Source organism: Arthrobacter roseus (genome assembly GCF_016907875.1).
GTDB lineage: Bacteria > Actinomycetota > Actinomycetes > Actinomycetales > Micrococcaceae > Arthrobacter_J > Arthrobacter_J roseus.
Genome location: NZ_JAFBCU010000001.1, coordinates 1 through 26,541 on the forward strand (window position 1 = coordinate 1; position 26,541 = coordinate 26,541).

At 61.8% G+C, this 26,541-nt stretch carries 30 protein-coding genes and 1 pseudogene; 16 read left to right on the top strand and 15 right to left on the bottom strand.

The genetic code is table 11. The annotated features are described in order from the left end of the window. The first annotated feature begins 3 nt into the window (after nucleotides 1–3). Nucleotides 4–123 carry an excisionase family DNA-binding protein gene (locus tag JOE65_RS00005; protein WP_420827513.1) on the top strand — a complete coding sequence of 40 codons (120 nt, stop codon included), beginning with the start codon at nucleotides 4–6 and terminating at the stop codon, nucleotides 121–123. A 137-nt stretch (nucleotides 124–260) separates the two neighbouring features. After that, nucleotides 261–1,988 carry an MFS transporter gene (locus tag JOE65_RS00010; protein WP_338021507.1) on the top strand — a complete coding sequence of 576 codons (1,728 nt, stop codon included), beginning with the start codon at nucleotides 261–263 and terminating at the stop codon, nucleotides 1,986–1,988. Here JOE65_RS00010 and JOE65_RS00015 read toward each other — a convergent pair. From JOE65_RS00015 to JOE65_RS00050, 8 genes are all read right to left on the bottom strand, one after another. Then, complete coding sequence (locus tag JOE65_RS00015; RefSeq protein ID WP_205161318.1) at nucleotides 1,985–2,482, bottom strand: hypothetical protein; 498 nt, start codon at nucleotides 2,480–2,482, stop codon at nucleotides 1,985–1,987. The genes JOE65_RS00010 and JOE65_RS00015 overlap by 4 nt on opposite strands. Nucleotides 2,483–2,509: 27 nt before the next feature. Beyond that, a complete protein-coding gene (locus JOE65_RS00020; RefSeq protein ID WP_205161319.1) occupies nucleotides 2,510–3,292 on the bottom strand; it encodes a DUF427 domain-containing protein in 783 nt (260 codons plus the stop codon). A 550-nt stretch (nucleotides 3,293–3,842) separates the two neighbouring features. Next, nucleotides 3,843–4,829 carry an L-histidine N(alpha)-methyltransferase gene (gene egtD / locus JOE65_RS00025; protein ID WP_205161320.1) on the bottom strand — a complete coding sequence of 329 codons (987 nt, stop codon included), beginning with the start codon at nucleotides 4,827–4,829 and terminating at the stop codon, nucleotides 3,843–3,845. Then, nucleotides 4,826–5,605 carry an ergothioneine biosynthesis protein EgtC gene (gene egtC / locus JOE65_RS00030; protein WP_205161321.1) on the bottom strand — a complete coding sequence of 260 codons (780 nt, stop codon included), beginning with the start codon at nucleotides 5,603–5,605 and terminating at the stop codon, nucleotides 4,826–4,828. Before egtC ends, egtD begins: the two co-directional genes overlap by 4 nt. Before the next feature lie 3 nt (nucleotides 5,606–5,608). Further along, entirely contained in the window at nucleotides 5,609–6,964 is a 1,356-nt protein-coding gene (gene egtB, locus JOE65_RS00035; RefSeq protein WP_205161322.1) for an ergothioneine biosynthesis protein EgtB, read from the bottom strand. Then, the gene (locus tag JOE65_RS00040) at nucleotides 6,961–8,244 is read right to left on the bottom strand and encodes a glutamate-cysteine ligase family protein (protein WP_205161323.1); all 1,284 of its coding nucleotides are present in this window, start codon (nucleotides 8,242–8,244) and stop codon (nucleotides 6,961–6,963) included. Before JOE65_RS00040 ends, egtB begins: the two co-directional genes overlap by 4 nt. A gap of 249 nt (nucleotides 8,245–8,493) precedes the next feature. Further along, a complete protein-coding gene (locus tag JOE65_RS00045) occupies nucleotides 8,494–8,670 on the bottom strand; it encodes a YegP family protein (RefSeq protein ID WP_205161324.1) in 177 nt (58 codons plus the stop codon). A gap of 228 nt (nucleotides 8,671–8,898) precedes the next feature. Next, nucleotides 8,899–9,498: a TetR/AcrR family transcriptional regulator gene (locus JOE65_RS00050; protein WP_205161325.1), complete on the bottom strand. Its 600-nt coding sequence runs from the start codon at nucleotides 9,496–9,498 to the stop codon at nucleotides 8,899–8,901. Nucleotides 9,499–9,640: 142 nt separating this feature from the next. Here JOE65_RS00050 and JOE65_RS00055 point away from each other — a divergent pair, with 142 nt between their 5' ends. From JOE65_RS00055 to JOE65_RS00070, 4 genes are all read left to right on the top strand, one after another. Beyond that, on the top strand, nucleotides 9,641–10,441 hold the full coding sequence (locus tag JOE65_RS00055) for an SDR family NAD(P)-dependent oxidoreductase (protein ID WP_205161326.1): 801 nt from the start codon (nucleotides 9,641–9,643) through the stop codon (nucleotides 10,439–10,441). Nucleotides 10,442–10,520: 79 nt separating this feature from the next. Continuing rightward, on the top strand, nucleotides 10,521–11,084 hold the full coding sequence (locus tag JOE65_RS00060; RefSeq protein ID WP_205161327.1) for a carboxymuconolactone decarboxylase family protein: 564 nt from the start codon (nucleotides 10,521–10,523) through the stop codon (nucleotides 11,082–11,084). Between the two features lie 138 nt (nucleotides 11,085–11,222). After that, nucleotides 11,223–11,567: a hypothetical protein gene (locus tag JOE65_RS00065; protein ID WP_205161328.1), complete on the top strand. Its 345-nt coding sequence runs from the start codon at nucleotides 11,223–11,225 to the stop codon at nucleotides 11,565–11,567. A 64-nt stretch (nucleotides 11,568–11,631) separates the two neighbouring features. Continuing rightward, complete coding sequence (locus JOE65_RS00070; protein WP_205161329.1) at nucleotides 11,632–11,802, top strand: integrase core domain-containing protein; 171 nt, start codon at nucleotides 11,632–11,634, stop codon at nucleotides 11,800–11,802. 251 nt (nucleotides 11,803–12,053) lie between these two features. On the opposite strand, the gene JOE65_RS00075 is transcribed toward JOE65_RS00070, so the two are convergent. Next, nucleotides 12,054–12,788 (bottom strand): GIY-YIG nuclease family protein, encoded by a 735-nt coding sequence (locus JOE65_RS00075; RefSeq protein ID WP_239536558.1) that lies wholly within the window; start codon nucleotides 12,786–12,788, stop codon nucleotides 12,054–12,056. A 56-nt stretch (nucleotides 12,789–12,844) separates the two neighbouring features. Here JOE65_RS00075 and JOE65_RS00080 point away from each other — a divergent pair, with 56 nt between their 5' ends. Further along, nucleotides 12,845–13,291 carry a recombinase family protein gene (locus JOE65_RS00080; protein ID WP_476693094.1) on the top strand — a complete coding sequence of 149 codons (447 nt, stop codon included), beginning with the start codon at nucleotides 12,845–12,847 and terminating at the stop codon, nucleotides 13,289–13,291. Nucleotides 13,292–13,322: 31 nt separating this feature from the next. Here the strand turns inward: JOE65_RS00080 and JOE65_RS00085 are convergent, their stop codons facing one another. Both JOE65_RS00085 and merA read right to left on the bottom strand, forming a co-directional pair. Continuing rightward, nucleotides 13,323–14,534, bottom strand: a complete 1,212-nt coding sequence (locus JOE65_RS00085) for an MFS transporter (protein ID WP_205161330.1) — start codon at nucleotides 14,532–14,534, stop codon at nucleotides 13,323–13,325. Nucleotides 14,535–14,555: 21 nt separating this feature from the next. Further along, on the bottom strand, nucleotides 14,556–15,944 hold the full coding sequence (gene merA / locus JOE65_RS00090) for a mercury(II) reductase (RefSeq protein WP_205161331.1): 1,389 nt from the start codon (nucleotides 15,942–15,944) through the stop codon (nucleotides 14,556–14,558). Nucleotides 15,945–16,046: 102 nt separating this feature from the next. Here merA and JOE65_RS00095 point away from each other — a divergent pair, with 102 nt between their 5' ends. Next, nucleotides 16,047–16,436, top strand: a complete 390-nt coding sequence (locus tag JOE65_RS00095; protein WP_205161332.1) for a heavy metal-responsive transcriptional regulator — start codon at nucleotides 16,047–16,049, stop codon at nucleotides 16,434–16,436. Between the two features lie 591 nt (nucleotides 16,437–17,027). Here JOE65_RS00095 and JOE65_RS00100 read toward each other — a convergent pair. Next, on the bottom strand, nucleotides 17,028–18,026 hold the full coding sequence (locus JOE65_RS00100) for an alpha/beta fold hydrolase (protein WP_205161334.1): 999 nt from the start codon (nucleotides 18,024–18,026) through the stop codon (nucleotides 17,028–17,030). A gap of 110 nt (nucleotides 18,027–18,136) precedes the next feature. Between JOE65_RS00100 and JOE65_RS00105 the strand changes: the two genes are divergently transcribed. From JOE65_RS00105 to JOE65_RS00125, 5 genes are all read left to right on the top strand, one after another. After that, nucleotides 18,137–18,475 carry a hypothetical protein gene (locus tag JOE65_RS00105; RefSeq protein WP_205161335.1) on the top strand — a complete coding sequence of 113 codons (339 nt, stop codon included), beginning with the start codon at nucleotides 18,137–18,139 and terminating at the stop codon, nucleotides 18,473–18,475. After that, a complete protein-coding gene (locus JOE65_RS00110) occupies nucleotides 18,472–18,708 on the top strand; it encodes a hypothetical protein (protein WP_205161336.1) in 237 nt (78 codons plus the stop codon). Before JOE65_RS00105 ends, JOE65_RS00110 begins: the two co-directional genes overlap by 4 nt. Then, nucleotides 18,705–18,926, top strand: coding sequence for a hypothetical protein (locus tag JOE65_RS00115; protein WP_205161338.1), 222 nt, complete (start codon nucleotides 18,705–18,707; stop codon nucleotides 18,924–18,926). Before JOE65_RS00110 ends, JOE65_RS00115 begins: the two co-directional genes overlap by 4 nt. Before the next feature lie 194 nt (nucleotides 18,927–19,120). Beyond that, a complete protein-coding gene (locus JOE65_RS00120) occupies nucleotides 19,121–20,062 on the top strand; it encodes a WD40/YVTN/BNR-like repeat-containing protein (protein WP_205161340.1) in 942 nt (313 codons plus the stop codon). A gap of 64 nt (nucleotides 20,063–20,126) precedes the next feature. After that, nucleotides 20,127–22,007: a bifunctional copper resistance protein CopD/cytochrome c oxidase assembly protein gene (locus JOE65_RS00125; RefSeq protein ID WP_205161341.1), complete on the top strand. Its 1,881-nt coding sequence runs from the start codon at nucleotides 20,127–20,129 to the stop codon at nucleotides 22,005–22,007. Here the strand turns inward: JOE65_RS00125 and JOE65_RS00130 are convergent. The 3 genes and pseudogenes from JOE65_RS00130 to JOE65_RS00140 all read right to left on the bottom strand — a co-directional run. After that, nucleotides 21,991–23,022: a M56 family metallopeptidase gene (locus JOE65_RS00130; protein WP_205161346.1), complete on the bottom strand. Its 1,032-nt coding sequence runs from the start codon at nucleotides 23,020–23,022 to the stop codon at nucleotides 21,991–21,993. The two genes, JOE65_RS00125 and JOE65_RS00130, sit on opposite strands and share 17 nt — an antisense overlap. Continuing rightward, a complete protein-coding gene (locus JOE65_RS00135) occupies nucleotides 23,019–23,396 on the bottom strand; it encodes a BlaI/MecI/CopY family transcriptional regulator (protein ID WP_205161347.1) in 378 nt (125 codons plus the stop codon). Before JOE65_RS00135 ends, JOE65_RS00130 begins: the two co-directional genes overlap by 4 nt. Before the next feature lie 187 nt (nucleotides 23,397–23,583). Continuing rightward, nucleotides 23,584–23,968: pseudogene (locus JOE65_RS00140) on the bottom strand (heavy metal translocating P-type ATPase); the annotation flags it as partial. Nucleotides 23,969–24,059: 91 nt separating this feature from the next. On the opposite strand from JOE65_RS00140, the gene JOE65_RS00145 reads away from it, so the two are divergent. Genes JOE65_RS00145 through JOE65_RS00155 form a run of 3 tightly spaced genes read left to right on the top strand, consistent with a single transcriptional unit; the run spans nucleotide 24,060 to nucleotide 26,534 of the window. Continuing rightward, complete coding sequence (locus JOE65_RS00145) at nucleotides 24,060–24,950, top strand: F510_1955 family glycosylhydrolase (protein ID WP_239536559.1); 891 nt, start codon at nucleotides 24,060–24,062, stop codon at nucleotides 24,948–24,950. After that, nucleotides 24,947–25,855: a prolipoprotein diacylglyceryl transferase gene (gene lgt, locus JOE65_RS00150; RefSeq protein ID WP_205161348.1), complete on the top strand. Its 909-nt coding sequence runs from the start codon at nucleotides 24,947–24,949 to the stop codon at nucleotides 25,853–25,855. The genes JOE65_RS00145 and lgt overlap by 4 nt, the downstream gene beginning before the upstream one ends. Before the next feature lie 40 nt (nucleotides 25,856–25,895). Then, nucleotides 25,896–26,534, top strand: coding sequence for a DUF3105 domain-containing protein (locus JOE65_RS00155; RefSeq protein WP_338021508.1), 639 nt, complete (start codon nucleotides 25,896–25,898; stop codon nucleotides 26,532–26,534). The last annotated feature ends 7 nt before the right edge of the window (nucleotides 26,535–26,541 follow it).

Consider the following 26,541-nt stretch of genomic DNA (forward strand, 5'->3'; position numbering starts at 1 on the left):
AAGATGACGGTATATCGTCTGGTGCAGTCGGGAGTGCTGCAGGGTATTCGGTTTGGCCGCTCCTACCGAGTGCCCAAGGCGGCCGTAGACCACTACCTCAAGTCCATCAATCCCGACTACTGACCTGCCGACGTGACACGTAGGCGGCCCAACGGATTAGGCGGTACGCCACTGACGGAGTTCCGGACGTAAACTGTGTATGAGCCCACGGCCCGGAAGGACTTGCAGACAGCCTCCACGTGTGAAAGGGCACCACACTAGTGACTAACTCAATGGCCAGAGCCCAATCCGCTGCTCCCACTGTTCCCACATCGGCATGGAAAGCGCTCGTCGTCCTCCTGATCGGGATGTCCATCGCGCTTCTGGACACCACCATCGTCAACGTTGCCCTGCCGACCATCCGCACCTCCATCGACGCGAGTGAGGCCACGCTCTCCTGGATCATCTCCGGTTACGCCCTGGCTTTCGGACTCTCGCTGATTCCCGCCGGCCGTATCGGCGACCGGGTGGGCCACAAGTGGGTTTTCTTCACTGGTATCGCCCTCTTCACAGTGGCGTCCTTCGCCTGCGGAGTGGCGCAGTCCGACATGGAGCTCGTCATTTTTCGCGTCATTCAGGGTCTCGCGGGCGGCATTTTTGTGCCCGCCGTGACCGCCTACATCCAGCTGCTCTTCCCTCCGCGGCAGCGAGGCAAGGCCTTCGCGATCATGGGCAGCGTCATTGGTGTCTCGTCAGCGCTCGGCCCGATCATCGGCGGCCTCCTGATCCAAGCTTTCGGTGAAACCAACGGCTGGCGCTTCGTCTTCTTTGTGAACCTGCCCATCGGCCTAGCTGCACTCGTTCTCGCGTTCTTCTGGCTTCCGAAGCGCGACCCGGACGCGCCGCGTCCTCCCGCCGGTCTGGATTGGTTCGGCGTCTTCCTCGTATCCGCTGCCCTGGTCTGCTTGCTCGTCCCCCTCATCCAGGGCCAGGATGAGGGCTGGCCGCTCTGGACCTACCTCACAATCGCGGGCGGCGTCGTCCTGCTGGCACTGTTCGCTCTCTGGGAGGTCTTTTACACTCGCCGAGGCCGAAGCGCCCTTGTGCCGCCACCTCTGTTCAAGCACCCCCAGTTCACCGGCGGCGTGATCCTCGCCCTCGTCTATTTCGCCGCGTTCACGAGCATCTTCTTCACGATCGCGCTGCTGTGGCAAGCCGGTCTCGCCCACAGCGCTCTCGCATCAGGCGTGGTGACCATTCCGTTCGCTGTGGGCAGCATCGTCGGCTCGTCGCAGAGCAATCGACTATCTATGCGACTTGGTCGAAACGTTCTGGTGCTCGGAACCGCATGTGTAGCCATCGGCCTGATCTGGCTGTGGCTACTCTTCGAGAACGTCAAAGGCACCGACCTCACCAACTGGACTCTGCTTGCGCCGCTCCTCATCGCCGGTGTTGGCAACGGATTGTTCATTGCACCGAATGCCCAATTCATTGTGGCGACCGTTGATCATCGGGATGCAGGATCTGGCTCTTCCGTCATCGCTGCCATCCAGCGTGTTGGTGCTGCCATCGGCATCGCCGTGATCGGTTCGGTCCTCTTCGGCACCCTGTCGATAAACAAACAGCCAGGGCCGACGTCGAATACGGCCGCTGCCATTGCGGAAGTCAAGAGACAGGCCGCAGCGGAAGTTGCCGCTGGCTTCACCAACGCCTCCGCCCACGCCATGCTCGTCAGTGCGATCTTCGCCGTGGCCGCCTTCGTCTTGGTGTTCGCGCTGCCGAAGCAGGTTAACCAGTACGGCGGTGGTGGTGCTCCGGACGATGGCAGTGGCTCGGCCAGGACCGGGGCTGCCGGGACTGCTGCTACCGGCGCCTCCGCCGGGTCCCGCCAATCGGCCACGAGCCAACGCTTGCCGAAGCCAGCAGGCAAGCCGTGCCATCAGCACTTGCTGAAGAGAGGTGGGGCCGCGATGCGCGGACGACGCCTGCTACTTTGCGCCGGGCGCTAGCGCGGGACCTTGACCTCGAGAGTCGCACCGCCGAACCCGTTCTCGGTATCCCTGCCCTGGACAGTAATGACATCGACGCCCTCGGGGATCTCAAGATCGCTCTGGGTGCGTGTCACGGGCTGCTCATCGGCGTGGTCGTGGCCCAGCGTGTGCTCACCGAGCACATTCCCATCCGCATCCAGCACCCGCCAGCCGTCGGCGTACCGCTTAGGGCTGTCGTACTCCGAGCTGAGCGTCACCTCCAGCGACCAGCCTGCGTTGCTGTCGCCCTCAAGCACGGCGCCGAGGACGTCGGGGTGCTCAGCATCCTTCGTGTCCGGCTCGATGTCCGCAGACACACTGGCGTAGGCACCGGATGGCACCGCATCCTCGGACTCGGACTCGGACGAACCCGCACCACAGCCGCCCAGTACCAAAGCCAACCCCAGAACAGGACCCACAGCTAACGCGGCTCGATACGGATTCTTCCGGCGGGCGTTCGCTGCGTGAGTCATGTCTTTATTGTGCCAGCTGATCGGTGACTAGACCCGTAGCCGGGACCGTGCTGGCCACCGTTTGGGCACAGGGCGTGTTTGCGGTAAGCCGTCGATGGAAATGTCCAGTTCCTCTTGCAGGAAGGCGACTGCCCCGGCGATGTTGCGGTACGGGAAGAACGGTTCGGGGTAGGACCATGCAATGTCAGTGAGAGAAGATTTGCTGGTAACGCTCCAGTAGTCGGTGGCGAAGCCCTTGTAGGGACAGATACTCTTCGTGGTCGTCGGCGTGAGAAGGTCAAAGTCGATGTCTCGCCTCGGCAGGTAGTAGCGCGGTGGCAGCCCTGTTTCCCAAAGGAAGATCGCCTCTCGCGACTCGCCGATCACGACGTTGTCGTGGCGCACCGTCACTAATCGAGAGCTAGGCAGGGCATCAATATGGACGAAGGGGTCGTGGGGATGCTCGAACACTTCCTGATTTTCTTCATACCAGTGGTCAAACTCACCGCGTTCCCACGTCACTCCCGTATAACCGGCAAGACCCTTTATCCGCCACGCCCCGTGGCGAATGATGTGGTTATCAACAACTACATCGAACCAGGACGTGACTTCGGTATTCGGGTGGTGGTAGTGCAAGTCGTCCGGAGGTCCGGTAGGTATCAGATGCTCTGAGCGGACATCTTCGTCCCGGAACACGTACCGCGGTACAGGGATTTCTTCTTCCCATACAAGGAGCTGATCGCGGCTGTCGACCACAAGAGCGTCACCCACGATTCCGCGCACCCACCGCGTACTGGGCAGTGGTTCTCTCGGGTTCTGTTTCATTGACATGACCTCCACAGTAACGGTCATAATAGTTGCGGCTACTGCTCGGGGAGACAACAATTGGCAGTATGTTTGCTCAAGAGAAGCCTTCCATCATTGGGTCGATTGTCCGGGGCATGGCTGCAGGTGTTGCTGGGACCGTGGTGATGACGGCGTTCCAGACGTTCGTTGAGATGCCCTTGACCCGGCGTGAGGCCAGTTACGGTCCCGCGGATTTGGCCGAACGGATCCTGCCCATCCATCCGACGACCGATCGGGGCCGCAAACAGTTGAACTGGGTCACGCACTTTGCATTGGGAACCATGTGGGGTTCGGCCTATGGCCTCACAGCCCACACTGGCCTGCGTGGGGCGAAAGCAATCGCGGTCGTGTTTCCCACACCGTCTATTCGGGCGATGTCCTACTCACCACCGCTCTTGGACTGTATAAGCCCACCACCTGGACCGCCGAGGATTGGACCGTGGATCTGGTCAACAAATTCGTCCAGGCCGTATCGACCGGCGTGCTCTACGACCACGTTTTCAAACCAACTCACGCACCCTAGACCAGCTGCGGTTCAGAACGGTTCGGCCAGGGTCATCGCATAGCGTTTATCGGGATCCGTCCACTGCCCTGCGATGGTTAGCTGCGCCGCCGCCAGCTCAGCTTCAATCCGCTCCGGGCGGAACTTTGCGGACACCTCGGTCCTGAGGTCCTCACTCTGGTCAAAGTGGATTTCAAGACCGGCGCCGGGCAGTTGCACGTACATGGCCCGCGTGGCGCGGAGCCTCATCTCGATCCACTCCTCAGCCTCGTTCCACACCGCGACATGCTCGAATGCCTCGACGTCGAAATCCGCCCCCAACTCGGCGTTGAGGACACGCAGCACATTCCGGTTGAAGTCGGCTGTCACACCGCTGGGGTCGTCGTAGGCGGGAATCAGTATCTCCGGCGGCTGCACCAAGCCCGTGCCCAGTAGCAATGATCCACCCGCCTGCCCCAACAGTTCCCGCACCTGGATCAGGAACTGTGCACGGGCATCCGGCTCGAGGTTCCCGATCGTACCGCCCAGGAACGCCACCATCCTTCGTCCGTCCTTCGGAAGCAGCTGCAGCTGTGATTCGAAATCAGCGGCCACCGCCTGCAGGGTGAGATCGGAATAGTTCCGAGACAATTCGCTGTTGGCCCCCGTCAGCGCGCTGTCACTGACGTCCACGGCAACATAGCTCCGGAGATCTCCGGCGTCCATCAATGCATCGAGCAGCAGGGGTGTTTTCCTCGATGAGCCGGAGCCAAGTTCAATGAGCGTCTCTGCCGGGCTTGTCCCCGCCATCTCCCGCGCATGGTCCTCGAGGATGCGCCGTTCGGCGCGTGTGGGGAAATATTCTGGCAGCTGGGTGATCTGCTCGAACAGTTCGCTGCCCCGCTGATCGTAGAACCACTTGGGTGGCAGCGTTTTTGCCGGTTTTCCCAGCCCTGCGCGCACGTCCTCGCGCAGGGTGCGCTCGAGGTAGTGCGGCGGTAGGTGATGGACTATCTCAAGTGCTGTTTTTGAGGGGTTCATCTGAGCGCGGGCTCCATCTCTACGTGGGATATCGGGCTTATATCGACGCCGTGCGAGGTGGCGACCAACAGGGACTGATCCGGGACCTCATGCCATCCGGCATCGTCGTCGGAGGGCTCACTGGCAACGACGGTGCCTCTGTTGTCTGAGCGCCAAAAAAGGGTATCGCCGGCCGCCGTGGCCGCGATGGTCGTTCCGTCGGTCAAAAGGAAGTTGTACCTGCCCGGGCTCGCGGCGGCGGCGTCGATCGCAACGCGTGCCAGCACGTCGGCGGCGGAGTGCTGGACACCGTAGTCAGGCGATTGGAGCCGCTCAAGGACGAGCGCCCACAGCAGGGCTGAATCCACCCGGGCCTCCAGGGCAAGAAGCCGGGCCGGAGGCAGCGTCGCCGCAAGTGTCTCCGCGGACCTGGGCCAGTTGTCGATCCGCCCGTTGTGGCTGAACATCCATTTCCCCGAGGTGTAGGGAGCAGCAGCAGCCTCGTCCGGCGTCGTACCGGGTGTCGCTGAACGGACGGCGGCAAGCACCGCTGTGCTGGTGGTGACCCGCGCCAGGTCAGCGAAGGACTGGTCCGTCCACATGGGCACAGCGCGCCGGTAGCGGGCCGGGACGGGATCTTCGGCGGCATACCAGCCGACGCCGAACCCGTCCGCGTTCATCGTACCGTTGCGTTGGCGCCGCGGTGCCCAGGACTGCCGGAGCAGGCCGTGCTCGGGCGCCGAAATCAGTGTGGCCAGCGGCGTCGGCGGGCCAAGGAACGCCAGATGACGACACACCCTCTACATCCCGCCAGCTGGAGCGGCGTCCCGGGCGGTCCGGAAGCCGGTGAAGATCTGGCGCCGGATAGGGTAATCCCAGTTCCGGAACGTTCCTCGGCTCGCTGCTTTGTCGGCAGCCCAGGAACCACCGCGCAGCACCTTGTAACCTCCGCCGAAGAAGGCTTTGCTGTACTCGGCGTAGGGAAACACCTGGAACCCGGGATATGGACCGAAGTCGCTGGACGTCCATTCCCAGACATCGCCGATCAGTTGATGGACGCCCAGCGCGGACGCGCCCTCGGGGTAGGACCCGACAGGGGAAGGCCGCAGCGCTGCTCCGCCCAGGTTCGCGTGCAGGGCCGTCGGGTCCTCGTCGCCCCACGGGTAGCGCCGGGACCGGCCGCTGACCGGGTCGTGGCGAGCAGCCTTCTCCCACTCTGCCTCGGTGGGCAGGCGCCTCCCCGCCCAGCGGGCATATGCCTCGGCCTCAAAGAAGGACACATGCTGTACGGGTTCATCCACGGGAACCGGCTCAAGAACGCCGAAACGGGTCCTCCACCACTGGTAACCGTCCCGCCTCCAGTACTTGGGTGCCCTTAGGTCATCATCGTTGCGGTGGCTCCAGCCCTCGGCGGTCCACCAAACCGGGTTCGAGTATCCGCCGTCGTTCACGAAATCAGTGAACGCACCGTTGCTAACCGGAACCGTGTCGATCCAGTAGCCGGGAACGTGCACCTCATGGGCAGGCCGTTCGTTATCCAGTGCCCAGGGTTCCACGGAGGTGCCCATCGTGAAGGAGCCGGCTGGCACATGCACTTCCCGCGGAAGCCTGGTGACACCGCGGGCCAGCACGCCGGGATCCGGATTCACCGGGTGCAGCACGGGGTCGCCGACCCGAAGCTGATGGGTCGCGAGCATGGTCTCGGCGTGCTGTTGTTCATGCTGGATCATCATGCCGAAGGCAAACCCACCCTCCAGCAGCGGCGAACCCTCAAGGGGAACCCGTTCTAGGATGCCCAGCGTCTTGGAACGCACATCGGCGAGGTAGCCCCGCGATTCCGACGGTGCCAGCAGCGGCAGCGAGGGGCGGCTGCTGCGCGAATGTTCAAAGGCGTCGTAGAGTTTGTCGATTTCCGGGCGGAGCGGCTCCATCCTACCGACGTCGCGGACCAGCCATAGTTCTTCCTGGCTGCCGACATGCGCAAGGTCCCATACCAGTGGCGACATCAGGGGTGAATGCTGTTTGAGCAGTTCCTCCTCGTCACACGCGGTGAGAGCATGGGTACGACGACGCGCGCACTCCAGGCCCTCCGCGATGGAGGCGCGAAGTTTCTCGGGGGCACCGCTGGTGTCCGGTGAGATTTGCGGATTCGTCATTGGCCTTTTTCCTTTCGCTGTGCGGAATCTGAGAACCGACCCGTGCGGCGCCAATCGTCGATCCGCTGGTCTGCGGGAGAGCGCCCACGCGCTGCGTATTGCTCAACAAACGATTCCACCCGGAACCGTGTGGCCGCATCGGCGCCCAGCCGTTCCATCGCGCCCAGTGCTGCCTCAGCGCAAACCTGCCCCGCTGTAGCAAGGACAGGGTCGGCCAACCCATCCCGGGCCGCAGTAGTCATTGGGTCGGGCAGCGCAGTCACTGGTGAACAGGCTTCCGCAGCGCTGTCCGCTGCCCACTCATCATCCACCAATGCGGTCGTTATGGCTGCGACCGCTTCCCAGTCGGAGCCAGCCTGGGCATCGATCACCCGGATCTCAAGGAATCCCCGGGGGCGGATGAAGGGAAAGAGAGTGCTGAGATGGTAGTCGAGGTCCGCACCGGTGACTGGCCGGGGCCCCTGTCCGCGGAGCCATTCCCGCATGGTCAGTGCTCGCGGTGCTTCCCACGAACCCTGCGACGTTGGGATGCACAGTATCGACGCATCGAGGGCATAGTGGGCCCACGCGGCCGGAGGATCCTCGGAATCCGGAACGGGGGCTGTACGGGACGGGTCGGTTTTCAGCCACACGGCCTCGCGTGTGCTCTGCCAGCCGCTGGGCGCGCCGCTGCGGAAGGGGGAATTGCCAAAAAGTGCGACGAGCACCGGGGCGAGACGGTGGAGTCGCTGCCAGCGCTGCACGGCGCTGCCGGTGCCGTTTCCGGGCAGACCGGCGTCCAGACATACCTGCAGGGATGAAGTGGAGCACATCATGGTCCGTCCGGCGGGCCCAGAACGATCAAAATGGGTTTCCATGGCTGCGTACCGGGGATGATCCAGCGTCCGCACAGGCGGACGGACTGGATCCAGGGCGACGCTACTGAAGGAAAGACCCGTGTCCCCGAAAGCATCATCAATGCCGGCGAGGTCTCTTCTTGTAGCTTGGATGACTGCGGGAAGGTCAGCACCGCACGCCGAGCTCAGTTCAAGCTGCCCACCCGGCTCATAGGTAATGACACCACCACCGGGAAGATCTATTTCCGCCTCCGCAACAACAGACCGGACTTCAGCTACCGGCACCGGCCGCCGCGGGTTGAACGCATCGTGCACAATCCGTTCGATTTCCACGCCCACGGCCCCCGGAGGACCGGTCTTGAAACACACCGACGCGACATAGACTTCCGCTTCGGACTCTGAGAGCGGCCTTGAATCCCGATCCAACCCTGACGTCAACGCCATAAACCATCCCTTGATCGCGATGCAATCACATCAACAGCTAAACAGTCCTTAAACCAGCAACGAAGCCCGTGTAGTTCTTATTCCTATCCGTCGGCAACAACACGTTCTTTCCAGTGCGGTTGGTCATTTCTTTGAGGGCAACTGTACCGATTGTTCCCGGCGCCTCCCCAGCCCGCGTTCACTCATGGAAATCCAAGGCCACCGTTTTTACCGTCGACCTACGGAATCGTCCTTCTCTCGCCGTTCGCGTCAACTGACGTCAGCGATGAGCGCCGTCGACGCGCAGTCCCGGATTCCCTTGATTCCTACAATGGTTGCTTCCTTTTCACTGTAAGTTTCACTCGTCACTAGGGTCGCTCCGTCGTCTCCGGTCAATCGGAACCTGAACTGCTCCTCGTCCCGGTAGATCTCAAACCGTCCTGCCATATCGAGCCTCTTTCACCTTTTATACCTGGATATCAACGCTCGTGGATACGACCCCCGAACCTGGCCGCTCACCCTTCCCTGTGAGTAGCGGATGGCGGAAGCTCTACCCGCGGTGGTGCTGTCATTGCAGCCCGTAACGCCACTGACGTATCGGCGGTCCTGGTACCTGACGGCACCGACACCCGATGGAACACTTCGAGGCCAGGTCCGCGCTGTACGCCGCAAACTTCACCAGGAGTCGGCAGCGAGGTGCACGGCATGAAGGTATCGGTGGATCTCCTCAGCACCGGCACCGGAACGCATGATCACCTGTAGCCCCAGCAGGGAGGTTGTCAGCAAATCAGAGCGGGCCTGGATGAGAGCAGACCCGTCGTCGGGTAGCGCCTGGGCGACGAGGGTTTCGATCTGCCCGCCCATTTGCCGCCGGTAGTCAGCCGAGAAGTCGTAGCCCGGCAGGGTGCCGCGTAGTTCGTTCGAGGCCATCACCATCAGGCAACCGTCCCGACCGCGTTCAGAGACCGCGTCAGCCTCAAACAGGTTCAGGAAGGTATGGACACCCTCGATGCCAGGTCCGGCCTGCTCGACCATACCGGCGAACATCCCAATCCGCTCTGCGAGGTATCGGCGCAGCACCCTCGCGAACAGTTCTTCCTTGGTGCCAAAGGTCCTGTACAGGCTGGGCTTGTGAACGCCGCTGGCTTTCACGATGTCCCCCACCGACGTCTGGCTGTATCCCTGCCGCCAGAAGAGGGCCGTCAAACGGGAGAGCACCGCCTCCTCATCGAAGAGCCGGGGGCGACCGATCGTGGCATTTACACTAGCGCTCATATCCTGATACTACGTCTCCCGAAGAGGTTTGTAACCTTTCGGTACCAAAGCCTGTGACCCTTATGGTACCGTTCGGTACAGAACAACACGTTCTGCGGGCCGCCACTGCGGGCCGCTACCTCAACTCGGAAGGATCTTCATCGTGGATCTCAGAAACCGCCGAGGCATCATCACCGGTGCAGGCCAGGGAATCGGCCAGGCACTGGCCCTCGAGTTCGGCGCTAAGGGTGGCCACCTGCTGCTCGTGGGCCGCAAAGAAGGAACACTGAAGGAAACTGCGCTTTTGGTGCAGACCGCCGGGGGCAGCGCAGAAATCCTAGTGCAGGACTTGAGCAAGCCGGATTCGGTGGACCGGGTGGCCTCATCCGTGCAGTCCTGGGACACTGTGGATCTGCTCGTCAATAACGCCGGTAATGTCCGTGCTGGCCGGCTGGAGCAGTCCAGTGAAGCCGATATCCGGTCGATGATCGATGTGAACCTCACGGCACCGCTGTTGCTGACCCGGGCCCTCCTGCCGCAGCTGCGTAACAGCGCAGCCGGCACCGGAAGTCTTGTGCTGAACATTTCCAGCGAGATCGCACTGGTAGGCATGCCGTTCTACGCCATCTATGCAGCCACAAAATCCGGCCTGGCCAGCTTCGGTGAATCTTTGCGGCGCGAACTGCACGGCACGGGCGTGCACATCGCCACCGTCTACCCGGGCGCCACTGACACCGCAATGATGGGCACTCAGAACGCCGACTGGGAGCGCCGATCAGTCGCCGACGTCGTAGCCGATGTGATGTCCGGACTCGCCGCAGGCGAGCACGAGATCAACGCCACCGCCCAGGACGGCCGTGAGATGCAGCAGCTCAACGCTACCGACCCGCTGGCAGTCGACGCCGCCATCGCCCCGGGACTTGAAGAGTTGGAAGCCGCGGTCCGGGACCACCGCAGCATCTGACCGGCACAAAGCCAAGAATCGTCCCACGTTTTGCTATCCCCGGCGGGCAACTGCCGCCACAACTGAACGGGAGCCACCAATGATCGAATTTCAGCTGCACAACGAAGAAACGGCGCCCGAAGACAGCAAAGCGCTACTCGCGCAGTCAAAAAAACAGCACGGCATGATCCCCGGCCTGCACGCCGTCATGGCCGAAGCGCCCGGACTGCTCGAGGGCTACCGGCTGACACACGAGCTTTTTATGAATTCCAGCTTTGACAAAGATGAACTCACGGTCGTCTGGCAGACGGCCAACGTTGAACACGCCTGCCACTACTGCGTGCCCGCTCACACCGGTATTGCCAAAGCCATGAAGGTGGACGACGCCATCACCAAGGCGCTGCGCAATGAAACGCCACTACCGAATGCCCGGCTGGAAGCCCTTCGCACCTTCACGTTGGCCATGTTGCGTGAACGAGGCAACGTCGACGAGAGCGCGGTGCAGACCTTCCTGGACGCCGGCTTCACCAAGCGCCAGGTTCTCGAGGTTGTCTTGGGCATCTCGCAGAAGGTGATGTCGAACTACACAAACCACCTGGCACAAACGCCGGTGGACGCGCCGTCACGCAAGTTTGAATGGCACGAAGCAGATACAACGATCTGAGGCAGGGGCGACGCGACTGCGCCTAACAGTCATCACCGCAGCCGAACTCCCGTCGGTTTGCCTGAGTCGAAACCCGGCACAGGGAAGATTCAAACTCCGCTTCGGCTCGATAATGACGGGAGCGCGCCGCTCTGTGCGATGATCCTCAACGACAAACTCATCAAGCCCATCATGGTCGAACACGAAATCGCCGGAGTTCGGCGGGCCAGCGCGTTCCGTAACCCGCTGGCAGACAAACGCACTGATACCGATCTAGTCAATCGGATCTTCACCGCTGACGGACCAAACAGGCTTTGGCTGACTGACGTTACTGAACACCCCACGAAGGAAAGTGAGGTCTACTACTGCTGTGTGGTGCTGGATTGCTTCGTTCGCACCGCGGTCAGCCGGACTCCCCCCGGCCCAACGAAACCGGAAGCGCGAAGGGCCGACAATCATGCATTCGGATCACGGCGCGAACTTCACTTCCTAAGGGTTCAGTGAGAACCTTCATACTTGGGACCTCCCCCCTCGCCGGGCAGCGTCGGGATTGCGCGATAACGCTGCCATGGAGTCCTTCTGGGGCCGCATGCAGACCGAACCCCTGAACAGCCGAAAGACCTGGCAGACCGTGATTGAACTCATCACAGCAATGAACGCCTGGCTGGCCTTCTACAACAGCAAACGCCAGCACAGCAACACTGGCTATATGAGCCCCGACCAATACGAAGTACTCTGAAACGATCTCAATAACCCGCTCCTACTCACATAAGACCGGCGGAAAAGCGGGGCCTCTATCAGTTGTGCAGCCGGCTCTGAACACGTGGCTGTTCGAACCCGCGTGCACTAGCTAGCGTTTTGCATCGGAGTCGTCTGCACCGAACGGTTGCGGCTACTGCGTTGACGCCTTCGCTCTATCCGCTTCGGGGATCCACCGGGTAGAGCGTGGGGTGCAGACGTCGAGGCTGCTGGGGACTTCCCGGGGTGGTGTTAGTTGCGGTTCAGTCCGAACTGCCTACTGAGGAGCGCACGCTTGTAGTGGGCCTCGGCTCCGTCGATTTCCACTGTTGAAGCGCCAGTGCTGAAGACGCGCAGGATGCTGAACTGGAAATGGTTTCGGTGGGACATGTCCAGATCGTCGAGGTTGCGGAGTGCGACGTTGCCGCCATGGCCGGTCTTCGCGTAAGCATTCCAGCGCCCCAGGATCCGTTCGCTGCCGTCAGCCTTCCCCACGTACAGCTGTCCGCTTTTCGTGTCGGCGATCAAGTAGATTCCCTGGACCACTTTGAGCACTTCGCGCCAGCTTTCATAGCGGGAGTCCTCCATGACCGATTGCAGCTCGCTAAACGAGAGGATCAAGTTATCGAATCCCGGGAAGGCCCGGGCCTGGGCATCGGCGATCTCATTGACCCGGAAGCCGGCACCCAATTCGCCTCGCTTCGCCCAATTGACTGTGTCACTGGACCAATCGATGACCAGCAGATTTTGGAAGGTGGAGAGGCATGAGGATGGCAACAGGTCGTAGAAGCGCAGCGTCTCCGTCCGTTCGGCCAGAGCTTCGCCTTGGTTCTCGTAAGCGTTTAGGAACCTGCAGCGGTTACCTCCGACGGCGATGAAGTTCAGCCAGATGAGAGGTGGAGTCCTGGGGAACTTATAGGCCGCGACCCCCTGTTTGCGAACGGATCCCATGATCTTCGCCGGTGTGAGATCGTCGGGCCCGGTCAAACCGGTCTTCGTATAGGTGTGGCGAAGCAGCAGAAAACGAAGACCGCCCCGAACTTATGTCCTGCCTGAAATCTCTGCGCGACGGCGACACCCTCATGGTCTGGAAACTGGACCGGCTCGGCCGAGACCTGCGGCACCTGGTCAACATCGTCCACGACCTCACCGAACGCGGCATCGGGCTCAAAGTCCTCACCGGGCAGGGCGCAGCCATCGACACCACCACTGCCTCCGGGAAACTGGTCTTCGGGATCTTCGCCGCCCTGGCCGAGTTCGAACGCGAGCTGATTTCCGAGCGCACCCTCGCCGGCCTGGCCTCCGCACGTGCGCGCGGGGGGACAGGTGGGCGACCCTACAAAATGACCCCGGCGAAAGTCCGCCTGGCCAGAGCTTCCATGGGACAGCCCGACACCAAAGTCGGCGACCTCTGCAAGGAGCTCGGCATCACCAGACGAGCCCTGTACCGGCATGTACCCCAACTGGTGAGCTGCGGTCCGACGGGGTAAAGCTGCTGAGCAGGACTTAGAAGTTCCAGTCTCAGAAAGGATTGGCGGAGGTGTCGGTTTTCAGTCCGCGCCAGCCGGTCCAGGCGGCGGTCAGTAGGAGGGTGCCGCCCAGGTAGAAGACCGCTCTGATGCCGAAGAGGTCAGCGGTGATGCCGCCGAGTAGTAGTGAGATGAGTCGGCCGGATTGCCAGAGCATGTCGAAGGTGGCGAAGATGCGCCCGCGTAGTTTCTCCGGTATCTCTGCCTGCAGGAGTGAGTTGAAGGTGACGGCTCCGGTGGAGGTTCCCAGCCCGTAGACGACCAGGGCGGCCATGGCGGAGAACAGTCCAGTGATCGTCGCGAGGACGGCGTCGACCAGTCCGCGGAGGACAAACGGTCCCAGCACAAACCCTGGCCGGCGCGGGTTGTCAGTAATCCGAGCGAGGATGAGAGGCCCAATTGCGGCGCCGGCGCCGATGGCTCCAATGAGCAGTCCGAAGCTGGCCTCGTCGAGGCGGAGGTGGTCTTCTGCCAAAACGACGAGCAGCGCGCCGGTTGCTCCGGCTGAGAGGGCGGCCAAAAACTGTGTGGCCGCTAGCGCGCGCAAGAGCCGGTGCCGTGCGAGTTCTGTGAGTCCTTCGCGGGCGTCCCGGTACCAGGAGGACCGGTGGGTGCGGGCGGGCTGGGTAGGTACTGTCAGGCGCAGCAGGGCGGCGGCTGAGGCGAGGTAGCTTGCGGCGTTGATCCAGAACGCCCAGTCATAGCCGAAGACTGCAACCACCACGCCGGCCAGGGGTGCCAGGACGACCTGGGAGATGACGGCGGCGGTCCAGAGCCCACTGTTCGCGGCGACCAGGTCCCGCTCCCTGATGATGGAGGGCAGGACCGATTGCGCCGCCGGGTTGAAGAACACGGCTGCGGCGGAGAGACCGACGGCGATCAGGTAGACGTTGATAACGTTGCCGTCCACGAAGGGCAGGGCAAAGGCGAGCCCGGCCCGGATCAGGTCCGCGGCGATCATGACCTTCACCCGCGGCAGCCGGTCCACGAGCGACCCCGCCAAGGGAGCCAAGAGCAGAACCGGGATGATTTCGGCGATGACCACCCCGGACACTCCGAGTCCGGAACCGGTCAGGGAGTAGACCAGTAGAACCAGGGCGACCGTGTTGAAGGCGTCCCCCCATTGGGAAATGGTCCGGGCGGTCCACAGACGCTGGTACTGCTGCTGCCGCATCAAAGTGGTGAAGGAAGTCCGCTTACCCATCAGAGCAGCCCGTATGCTTCGTCACGCGCAGCAAGAGGTGGGCATTTCGTTGTGGAACAGGCCGGCGACGAGACGGAAACTTTCCGACATGGTCAGATACGGCGCCCAAGTGTCGATGATGTGCCGGGTCGTCATCCCAGCCCGGATCGCGTAAGTAGCGGCCAGCATTATTTCTCCTACGCCGTCGCCGACCGCGCTGAGTCCGAGGATTTGGCCGGTGTGGGCATCAGCGACCATCTTGATCGCCCCGTTGGTGTCGTGGTTGACCAGTGCCCGGGGTAGATCCTCAAAGCCCAGCACGCGGCACTCACACTGGTATCCGCCGGCGACGGCTTCGGCTTCGGTGAGGCCCGCTATGGCCAGCTGGGGGCGGGTGAAGATGACCGCGGGCAGGCCGGTGTAATCCAATCGCGCCGATGCATCTGCTGGAGAGTTTTGGAGTGCGTTGTGTGCTGCAGCTTTGCCCGAAGCGGCGGCAACGTAGACGTATTGGGGTCCGCCGGTCACGTCGCCCGCGGCGAAAACGCGTGGGTTGCTGGTCCGCTGCCGGTCATCGACCGTGATGAAGCCCTGTTCATCAATGGCCACCCCCGCAGCGTCGAGGTTCAGTCCATCCGTTCGGGCAGTCCGCCCCGTGGCGATCAGCAATTTCTCCGCGTGCAACACCACGCGGGAACCAGTGCTGACGGTGACGCCTCCGCTCACAGCCGAGACGGACACCGCATGTTCCTCAACGACAATGATCCCCGCATCGATCAACGCTGTACGGAGGATGGACGCCAGCTCGGGCTCGGCGGCCGGGGCGATCCGCCCGATGATGGTCACCGTTGATCCCAGGTGCGCGAACAGCTGGGCCTGTTCCAAGCCCACATAACCGCCGCCGATGACAATCAGTGATTCGGGAAGGCTGGTTTGTTCCATAGCGCTGGTGGACGTGAGGTATTCCATCTCATCGAGGCCGGTCATCTCTGGTAGGGCAGGTCCGGCTCCGGTTGCGACGATGAACGATCGCGCGGACAGAGGCACACCATCAACCGCCAATGTCTCATTGTCGAGGAAGGAAGCCTCACCGGCGCGGATTTCGAATCCGTAGGAAGCAGCCACATCGGCGTATTTCGCACCACGTAAGTGCTCAATCAGCGCATCTTTCTGCGTTAGCAGGGATTGCAGATCAATGGTGCCCGCGGAGGTCGGCGCGCCAGGAAAGGGGTTGTTCAGAGCGGCATGGCGGTTACCGGCCGCAGCCAGCAAGGTTTTGGAAGGAACGCACCCCACATTCACGCATGTTCCTCCCAGCACCGCGCGCTCAATAAGCACCACTGTCTTACCGGACTGCCGCGCTGTGATGGCCGCAGCCATGGCCGCACCACCGGAACCCACCACAGCCAGATCGAATTCATACTCAGCCATCACCACTTACCTCCTCCTTCGCACACGGACATATCGAAACTCCATCATCAACGTTCCAGTAAAGTGGAAGGTCAAGTTACGGAAGACAGCGAAGGAACGATCATGCGGATAGGTGAACTGGCAAACGCCACGGGGACCACCACCAAAACCCTGCGGTTCTACGAGTCGGAGGGCCTGATGCCGCTACCGCCGCGAACCTCAAGCGGCTACCGCGATTATCCGAGTAATACCGTTCACCGGATTGCCTTCATCCGGCGAGGCCAAAGCGCTGGACTGAAGCTGGCCCAGATCGGCGAAATCCTCCACATCCGGGACGGAGGCAACGCGCCATGCGCCCACGTACAGTCACTGCTGTCCGGCCGGCTGAAGGAACTCGATGACCAGATAGCGGACCTGCTGGTTCTACGCGAAACAGTGGGAAGCCTGCATTCGGCCAGCCTCACAGTCGAGCCCGCCGCCTGCGCACCGAACCAAGTCTGCCAATACATCTGAACCGGCACTCATCCATCAGGATCCTTCTCTAACGAACAGACCACAGCGTCCAGCAGTCAGTGCAGGCGACTTCAAACATTCGGTGCAGAAGTCTTCGAAAAATGACACCGACCTCCCGCCGCAGCGGCTCCTTCCATGTCTTGCTACCCCGTCTCCTAAGCAGGAGCACTAATTCGTGATGGCAACACCGGTTGCGAGACACTGTCATTTTTCGAAGTTGTCTGCTTGGGCATCATCAAGAGGACTAGGGTCAGCACATCTGTCTTAGGGATAAACGGCGGTTATTTTGCAGCTTCGATTGGCGGTTCCTGCCATCCCGCAAGCAATGCCTTCATCTTCCGCGCAGAGCGGACCCGGCCGTCTTGGACAGCGGTTTACAACCCTCAGGTTGGGAGTGCAGACGACTTCAATACGGAACGCATGTTGTGCAGCCGGGTTCAAACACCCGACTGTTCACACCCGTCCCCACAAACTCCTGTACTTCCGCGGATGCCCGTGCAGACGACTTCGAAAAATGACAGTTATCGTTTTAGAGGACTACATCGGCCTGCCGGGAACAGGCCGCCATTCAGCTCTCAATTGCTGAACCGCTCAGATGGGCAGCTTCCGGGCTGACAAGTCGGTCTCCAGTACCCGCCGGTAGATGTACTCGGTGCACCAGCCAGGAGATGTCAGAGGCAGATCATGGCCACCTGGATGTGTACGCGCTGTGACGTTGTCATAGCGGTCGGCGAGCATGTCTGCACGTCCCGGCATGGGCACAGGATCGGATGCGCCATCCACGAGGTCTACGGACACTTGCCGCATCAAGAGGCTCGAGAGCGCCGGAACCCAGGTATCGCCGCTGACCAGTGCACGGAAACTGCCGATGTAGGAAAACCAGGTGTGCTTCACCCCGTCTCGTACAATCGCGATCGGGATGGCCGGATTTATCAATACAGCGATTGCGGATGCCGTGGTGCGGTGGCGACACATCCACCAACACACCTCACGAGCGAGGGGCCCGCTCGCAAGGAGCGCCTCGAACCACCCTATCTGGCGCACCCGATCCGTCGCTTCCTCAGGTGAGTAGTAGAGCGGTGCGTTGAAGGCGATGACCGCCCGCACGTCGCTGTCAACGGCCGCCGCCCACTGGAGCGCGAGCGAGGCACCCATCGAGTGGCCCACCACAATCAGCGGGCGTTGACTAAGACCGAGTTCTCGTAGGGCGATAGAGAGCGCCTCGGTGTGTTGGCTGAGCGCAAACCCTTCAGGATTCGTCCCGGGGTCCATAGATGAGCCGAACCCCAAAGGGTCCATGACGAGCACAGTCGCGATGTCGCCCAACCGGTCATACGCGGCCCCATAGAAAGCCTGACTTGCTCCGATCCCGGGCAGCAGCACGAGAACCGGCTCACCCCGCCCAAAAACCCGCACACCGAGTGCACCACTGCGTTGCACCGTGCCGCCCCCCGGCTGCCACCGCTGCACTCTTTTAGACGTCCGGTGTCGCAAAACCCAGGCCGAGACCAGAGACAAGGCGATACCGGCAGCGGCCGAAGCGAAACCGGCTCTACTACCCGAAACGCTCGCTCGATGTTCAATGTCCACGAACCTCAGCCTATTACGCTCCTCTCGCTGTCGGCGCCCACCCTGCCCGCGTTGCACTCCAATCCATTCCTGTACTACTATGGAGAATAGTAGATAAAGAGGAGGCGCTCATGCGCATACGTACATGGATATCAGCCGTCGCCGCCACCGGGCTCCTTGCCGCCGGTGCGGCCGTACCCGCCAGTGCCGCCGCTGGGCATCCCGCACCTGGCAATAGCTCGTCCTCTCCGGCCGAGCAGCATCGGATGGATGGCCAGGACGGTATGCGCAATATGGCCGGGATGCACGAGCAGATGATGCAGCAGATGTCGGAGATGGCCAGCATGCACGAGGACATGATGCAAAGAGCCCCGGGCATGGCCCGGATGCACGAGCAGATGATGGGCGGCCACCCACAGGATGGCATGCCATCAGCGCCCACTGGCGAAGAGCAGGGGGAAACCCGATGAGCGAAGCCCTACTCGCCCTTGCCGTACTGGCATGCCCGGTCGGTATGGGAGTCATGATGTGGCTCATGATGCGCGGCAGTAAGAACAGTTCGCCGTCGGCTCCGGATCCCTCCCCTGCCACTGAAACGGAGTTAACGAAGTTGCGCGCCGAGGTGGACCAGCTCCGCGCAAGTGAGCGGGACTCCGGGCAGAACCCGCCGACCCTGCCTTCGAAGAGTACTGGCTCGCGATGAGCGAGCTCGGCTTCGCCGCAGTGGTTCTTCTGTTGTCGCTGGCAGTGACTTACTTCTTCTGCTTACGTCCGATGCGTCAGGACCGGTGTGCGATGGCGGGCAAAGCCAGTACCGGTGAACAGTCCCACTCCACACGCAATGACGAGGCGGAAATCTCGCGTTTGCGCGAAGAAGTCGCAGCGCTGCGCGGTGAGTCACTCACTCATAAATCTGATTGATCACCGTAATCCGCCCGGATTATGGTTCGCGAGAAAACAGTTGCTAACTTTAACGGACTCCCTGGCCACGGCGCGCCCATGCCCATGGCCGTGCAGATCTAAGATCCCTGACATATCAGCTGACGCTGCCACCTAGGACACCGCTGACCGGGTCCGCCTCCCAGCCGCACTAACTCAATACCAAGGATTTCACCGTGAACGACATATCCCGAGTGCCACCAGCGTCAAAACCCGCGACACTGGCTAAACCTTCGAAATCGCGCCGCACCGTTGTCGGCCGCCGCCGATGGGTTGGCGCAGCGGTGGCAGCTGTCATTGCCGTCGGCGGTGGGATCGGTGTTCTTGCTGCCACTGGCGGTAACGACGCCGACGCCGAAGCGTCCGGGGCCACGGCCGGTCCGTATGTAGGCGGTGACCTGCACGTGTTGACCGCCCTCCAGGGCAAGCTCTATGTGGGCGGGCACGATGGCGGGGCTGTTTCGACCGACGGCGGCAACACTTGGGCCCAGCTCCCCTCGCTGAAAGGAACCGACCCGATGGGTGTGGCCGCAACGGAGGAAACGACGCTCATTGGCGGCCACCCGGGCCTTTACCAGTCTGACGACGGTTCATCCTTCACTAAGGTCACCGGCGAAGGGGCCCTCGATGATGTCCATGCCCTCGGCGGTTCAGACGAAATTCTCTACGCCGGCACGACGCAGGGCGGGCTGCAGGTGAGCGAGGACGGCGGGAAGAGTTGGACGACCCGAAACGGTGAGGTGGGCCGATCCTTTATGGGGGTCATTTTGGTTGACCCTGCCGACCCTAAGCGGCTAATCGTACCGGATATGGCTAATGGTCTGGTATCCAGTAACGATGGTGGCCGCACCTGGACCGCTCTGGGTGGCCCCGGCGCGGCGATGGCCGCCGCCTGGGACCCAACCAATACCGAACGGGTCGTGGCGGTGGGCATGGCCGAAAGTGCTATCAGCAGTGACGGCGGTGAAACCTGGACCGCTTTGACGGTACCTGAAGGCACGACCGCCGCGGCCTTCTCGCCCGACGGGCAAACGCTTTACGCCGCAGCCCTCAGCGGCACCAACGCCACCGTTTACGCCAGCTCTGACGAGGGCCAGTCATGGACAAACCTGACTTAGGACTCATGCGCGGGCTCTCGGCGACGATAATTCGGGCATTGGTAGAGGTGGGTGAAGGCCGCACTTGTCGTTAGCTTCCACGGTTCTCTTGAATCCCACCATCAGCTCCTTTGCGATAATGCCGCTGCATGGCGGCTCGGCCCCACTGGTTGATTTCGGTCAGTTCCTCTTGTGGGCGCTGCCGGTTGCCAAGTTCCTATTCAACGTCTCAGCAGCTGCGACTATCGGTGCCCTCGTCCTGGCATGCATTGCTTTGACCCCTAACCATCGGGAGTATGCCAGAGCACTAAACTCCGCCGGTATCTCCGCTGCGGTGTGGACGGTGATCTCAGCCGTAACCATGATGTTGGCCTACCTGGATGCGGCAGACGGAGTCGCCTCCGATGATTTGTTCGGAGCGGAGTTCGCCCTGTTTGTGACCAGCGTGGGGCTGGGACAAACTTGGCTGGTGACCACCGTGATCGCTGCCATCGTCACGATGCTGTGCTTTGCGGTCAGGAACGCGGTGCCCGTCGGCGCCGTGACTCTCCTGGCGATCGGTGGGTTGGTGCCCCTGACGCTTAACGGGCACCCAAACTATGGTGAGGGCCACGAGGCCGGGATGGCCGCCTTCGGGCTTCACATTATCGCCGCAGCCCTCTGGTTAGGCGGTCTCATCACTCTCGTCGTGCTGCGTCCCGTACTCACTCCCGGCAGACTGACGGTCATTGTTAGACGCTATTCGGCTTTGGCCCTGTTCTCTTTCATCGTGCTCGCCGCCTCCGGTTACCTCAGAGCGCAGGTGACGATCGGAACGCTGGAAAACCTGTCCTCCGCCTTCGGGCTCCTTGTCCTGGTGAAGGCTTTTGCCTTGGTTGTCCTCGGCGTGCTTGGCTTCGCGCAGCGCCGCTGGATCATCTCCAGAATGGAACGGGACCCGGCAGACAGCATGAAACCCTTCTGGACATTCGTCACCGCCGAACTGCTCTTTATGGGCCTGGCCTCAGGCATAGCACCGATCTTGGCGCAGATCGAGTCGCCCATCCCTGATGTTCCCGTCGCCTACAGCACTCTCGCCGAGCGGATGGTCGACGCACCACTTCCCCCAGCTCCCGGACCTTGGAACTACTTCACCGAGTTCGGTTTCGATCCGATCTGGTTCCTGCTCTTCAGCTCCGGAGTCCTCTTTTACCTGGCCGGCGTCCGCCGTCTACACAGAGCGGGCGGCCGGTGGCCTGCCCGGCGGAGCGTTTACTGGCTGACCGGTCTGATGATGCTGCTCTACATCACCAATGGCGGTCTCAATGTCTACCGGGAGTTCCTCCTCAGTGCGCAGGTGCTCGCACAGGTGATCCTCACCACAATAATTCCGGTCCTGCTCGCCGCCGGGCACCCCGTTATCCTCGCATCACGGACGATAAGTGTCCGCGATGACGGGAGCTGGGGTCCCCGGGAATGGATCAAGGCCGCGAGCCGGTCACCGCTGGCAGGTGCACTTGCGCACCCCTATGCGGGCGCGGCTGTCCTGAGCGCATCACTTGTCATTTTCTATTACTCGCCGCTGCTGCAGTGGGCCGCTCGGGATCCCCTGGGCCATCAATGGATGATGGCGCACTTCCTGGCCGTCGGCGTCCTGTTCGTCAATTCGCTGAGGCGCTCGGCGTCCGGACCGGGGAGTCGACCTCCGAACGCCCTTTACGCGGTGCTGGCGGCAACGATGTTCTACATTGCCCTAGGTCTCTTTCTGCTGAGCAGCCCCAATCTCCTTCTACCCGAATGGTACGGGGCCATGGAAAGCCCCTGGGCCATGAGCGCGATGACTGACCAACGGCTGGCCGGCGCCTATATGTTGAGCATCGACGTCATCCAGGGTTCCTTGTTGACTCTCGTGCTGCTCAGACGCGGCGGATTAGAAAGTAGACCGCCGGAAACACCGACGATAGCCGTGACTAGCAGAAATCGCTGACATGGGCAGGAAGGCCCATGTTCTCCGCTGAGCAATTTCCCTGAAGATTGGAGCTGCTGCTGGGCATATCGGTAGGGCAGAGCATATCCTGACCGGCAGTGGCGGCCGGCGCTGCCAAAATCACCAAGGGCAGTACTATCACAGCAGCGGCGGCCATGCCCGTCACCATGGTTCGTACCGGGCCCAGTGGATTGGCCGGCGCGACAAGACGCCGGACCCGAACCAGTGCAGTATCGCCGCCGGCAGCCAATGCGGCGGCAGGGGCAGCGCCGCGTTCGGCCAGCCGTACCAGGGCGGTAGCAACGGTGAGCCGGGGGCTGCTACGAACTGCGGTGTCGTCGGCGAGCATCTCCACCAGGGCGATCATTTCGGTATGAGCGATACGGAAAGCAGCCAGCCGCGGAAACGCCCGGCGCAGGGCATCGGCCGCTGCCAGAATCAGGTGATGATTGCCCTGCAAGTGAGCCCGCTCGTGCGCCAGCACGGCGGCAAACTGGTCCTCATCCAAAGCCTCAAGGGCGGCGGTGGTGAACACCACCGTCCGATGCCGACCCGGTAGACAATAAGCGGCGGCGCAGGGGTGATCAACCACCAGAGCCTCGGAGCCTTGATGGTGCTGTGCGACCATGACCAGCGCGTCTAACTGAACTTTCTTCGTCCGTCGGCCGCTGAGAAGGCCACGGAAAAGGCAGAATCCGACCCGGCCGATCACCGCAAAGGCGAGCACCGCACCGGTGGCGCTCACGGCCACCCCGCCGGGAGTTGAATACTGGGCCTGCAGGGCCATGGCACATGATTCAATCAGGGCCGCCAAATCCGTGGTCCACGGAATAGCGGGAACGGCCAGCGACAGGCCGGCGAACACAACCGCGAGCAGTACCGACGCACTCAGCGCCTGCCAGGCCAGGATGCCCAGCCGTGGCGCTCGGCTCGGCCAGTCCAGACGACGCAGGAGCCGTGGGCCAAGCACAGCTGTAACGAGAGCAAAGACGAACAGGGTGATGGGTGCTGTCATGACCGGCGCTCATCGTCATGCGGATCGTGTTCGCCCAGTGCTTCACGGAGCAGCGCGATGTTATCTGAGGGTATGGTCTCCAGAAAGTGCAGCAGGGCCGCTGAGGGGTTAGTGCTTGATGCCAATGCCTGCCCCATGATGGTCGCCGTGTATTCATCGCGGGGCTGCGCAGCCCGGTATCGGTAGGCTCTGCCATCTTTCTCGCGCACCAGCATTCCCTTGCGGTGCAAGTTATCCATCACCGTCATCACTGTGGTGTAGGCAAGGGGGCGATCACCGTGTAGCTCTTCGAGCACGTCCCGGACGGCAACCGGGCGGTTTAAAGACCACAACCGTTCCATCACAACCGCTTCCAACTCTCCGAGCCGTTGCACTGCCCACCTCTTTCACCGTTGTCCCAGCCCGTGTACGAGCATTTCCTACGTTCTATAGTAGATGATCAGGAGATACACCGCTCCAGCGCAGGAGACTACCAGGACCGATTTGCGGGTCCTTGCAGCTCAACTGGTGCCGCACAACGCCAGGCTGTTGACTCCCCAAAAGCATGGCAGCGGCGTGCAGCTATTTATCGACGTTCCGGAGCCGCAGTGAGTTCAGAACCACCAGCACGGAGCTGGCAGCCATGGCCCCGCCGGCGATAATCGGACTAAGCAGGCCAAGCGCCGCAATCGAAATTCCCAGAGTGTTGTAGGCAAAGGGCCCAGAACACGTGCATCGTGATCGTGCTGAGCGTCCTGCAAGATAGCTCAATGGCTTGAGCCACTTGGGCCAGATCGTTGCCCATTACTGTGAGGTCAGCGGCCTCGATCGCCACGTCGGTTCCCGAGCCCATCGCGATTCCCGGATCTTCCTGAGCGAGGGCTGCAGCGTCGTTCACGCCGTCGCCAGCCATGGCACCCGTGAGACCCTGTGCCTGCAGGCCCTTGACGGCGTCGACCTTTCCTTCCACGCGGCCGCCTGGACGTATTCAGAACGTTTTCTACTATGCAGTATAGTAGGTGGGTCTGTACGAGTCCCCACAGTTTCGAAAGTAAGTTATGCCTTCACTTCCAACGCCCCGGCGGCGCGCAGCAAAGTCACTCTCCCTCATGCTCGGCGCAACAGTGCTCCTGTCCGCTTGTTCTGGCTCCTCCGCCGGCGAGAATGACCCCGCCGAAAGTCACTCCGACTCCGCGACGGGCGGTTATCCGACCGGCCATATTCACGGCATGACCGTAGCCCCGGAAACCGAGGACGTGCTTCTGGCCACGCACGATGGCCTATTCAACGTATCGAACCATCCTGTGACGAAGATTGGGCCGCCGATCGACCTGATGGGATTCACGGCCAGAGGATCGGGAGAGTTTTATGCCTCCGGCCACCCCGGTCTGGGAAACGATATGCCGAACCCGGTCGGGTTGATCGAATCAACCGACGGCGGGCAGACCTGGAAGATCCTCTCCAGGGAAGGTGAGTCGGACTTCCACACGCTCACGACCTCAGATGGAAACGTGGTCGCCTTCGACGGGACAGTGAGAACCAGTGAAGACGGCCAAACCTGGGAGTCATCCCCCACAAATATCCAGCCCTTCGACCTGGCCGGCAGCCCCCGCTCGGACGTTGTTCTGGCAACGACTGAGGAGGGGCTGCAGCGCTCCACCGATTCGGGATCAAGTTGGGCCAGCGTGCCGGGGGCTCCGGTCTTAATGTTCACCACGTTCGCTGGTGCCGAAATAGCCGTTGGTATTACCCCCGGCGGTCAGGTGCATGTAAGCAACGACGCGGGGCTCAGCTGGGCCAACACCGGTTCGATCCAGGGTCAACCGGCCGCGATCGCCGCCACGGCAAGCACAGACGAGGATCTGAAGGTGTGGGTGGCGTCTGCAGAGAACGTCCAGGTCTCTGAGGACGGCGGGAAGACTTTCGCCGCAATGGTGGCGGGCAAATGAAAACTGCAGCAGCCGTTCTCACCGAGACCCAGACCTATATTCCTTCCCCGACTGTGAGTGCTTTCGATCTGGGTCCGGTCACGATCCACTTCTATGCACTCTCCATTCTCGCCGGTATCGTCGTGGCCGCGTATCTTACCGAGCGCAGGTTCGTAGCCAGGGGAGCCGAACGTGGGACAGCGTTCGACATCGTGGTGTGGGCTGTGCCCTTTGGGGTTGTGGGCGGGCGGATCTATCACGTCATCACTGACCCACAGCTCTACTTTGCCCCCGGGAGGAACCCGTGGGATGCGTTGAAGATTTGGGAGGGCGGCCTCGGTATTTGGGGCGCCGTTGCTCTAGGAGCACTGGGGGCGTGGATAGGATGCCGTCGGCACAACGTGTCATTTCTCGCCTTCGCCGATTCAGCAGCCCCCGGCGTACTGTTTGCTCAGGCACTGGGGCGTTGGGGGAACTGGTTTAACAACGAGCTCTACGGTGAATCAACGACCGTTCCATGGAAATTGGAGATCCACGAGATGTCCGCCGGCCGCGCCGTCTTGGACGCCGCCGGAAACCCCGTCGTACTGGGTTACTTCCACCCCACCTTCCTCTACGAGTCGCTGTGGGCTCTGGCCGCGGGCCTCATTTTGCTGCTGGTTGATCGAAAGCGAAATATCGGGGCCGGCGGGATCTCGGCGCTGTACATCGTTTTGTACACGGCCGGGCGGTTCTTCATTGAACTCATGAGATCAGACACCGCGAACCTTATCCTCGGCCTCCGTGTTAACACTTGGGTCTCCGGCTTGCTCTTTGTGATTGCTCTGCTGGTGTTTATCCAACGCAAAAACTATGGCCGATCCCGCGCGCACCCCAATGAGGGACAGATCGAGCCGGCCGACGGTTCTCCGGCAGAGAGCCGATAAGCAAGATAAAAGGACTACATCCAGGAGAGGAACTATCTACGTGGTAAAGAAGAAACAGCAGGAAACCAATGACCGGCGAGCCAAAGCCGCTGCCATTCGGGCCAAGCATCAGAGCGCCGAACGGCGACACAAGATTCTCGTCTACGGGATATCATCCCTGGTCATTGTGGCGCTGATCGGCGTCGTTGCCTTTGTCCTGGTGGGCGAGGCCCAGCGCCAGGCTGCCACTGAGGAAGCGGCGAGCAGACCCATTGCGGGCGTGGAAAAGTTTGAGGATTTATCACGCAATCACGTCCAGGAGCCCATCGACTATGAGCAGTCGCCCGGCGTCGGCGGCGACCATGCGCCGGTATGGGTCAACTGCGGCGTCTACACCTCCCCGGTGGACGAAAAGCCGGCCGTGCATTCCCTCGAGCATGGGGCCGTGTGGCTCACGTACAACTCAGACCTGCCCGATGACCAGGTACAGGAACTCACCGACCTGGTGGACTCCAGAAGCTATGTCTTATTGAGCCCGAACCCGGATCAGGAGGCTCCTCTTGTCGCGCCTGCCTGGGGCACCCAACTCACACTCGATGGTGCTGCTGATGAGCGGCTGGAACCCTTCCTGGCCGCCTACGTTCAGGGCCCCCAGACACCTGAACCAGGAGCATCCTGCTCGGGTGGGGTGGACGGTTAGTCAGACT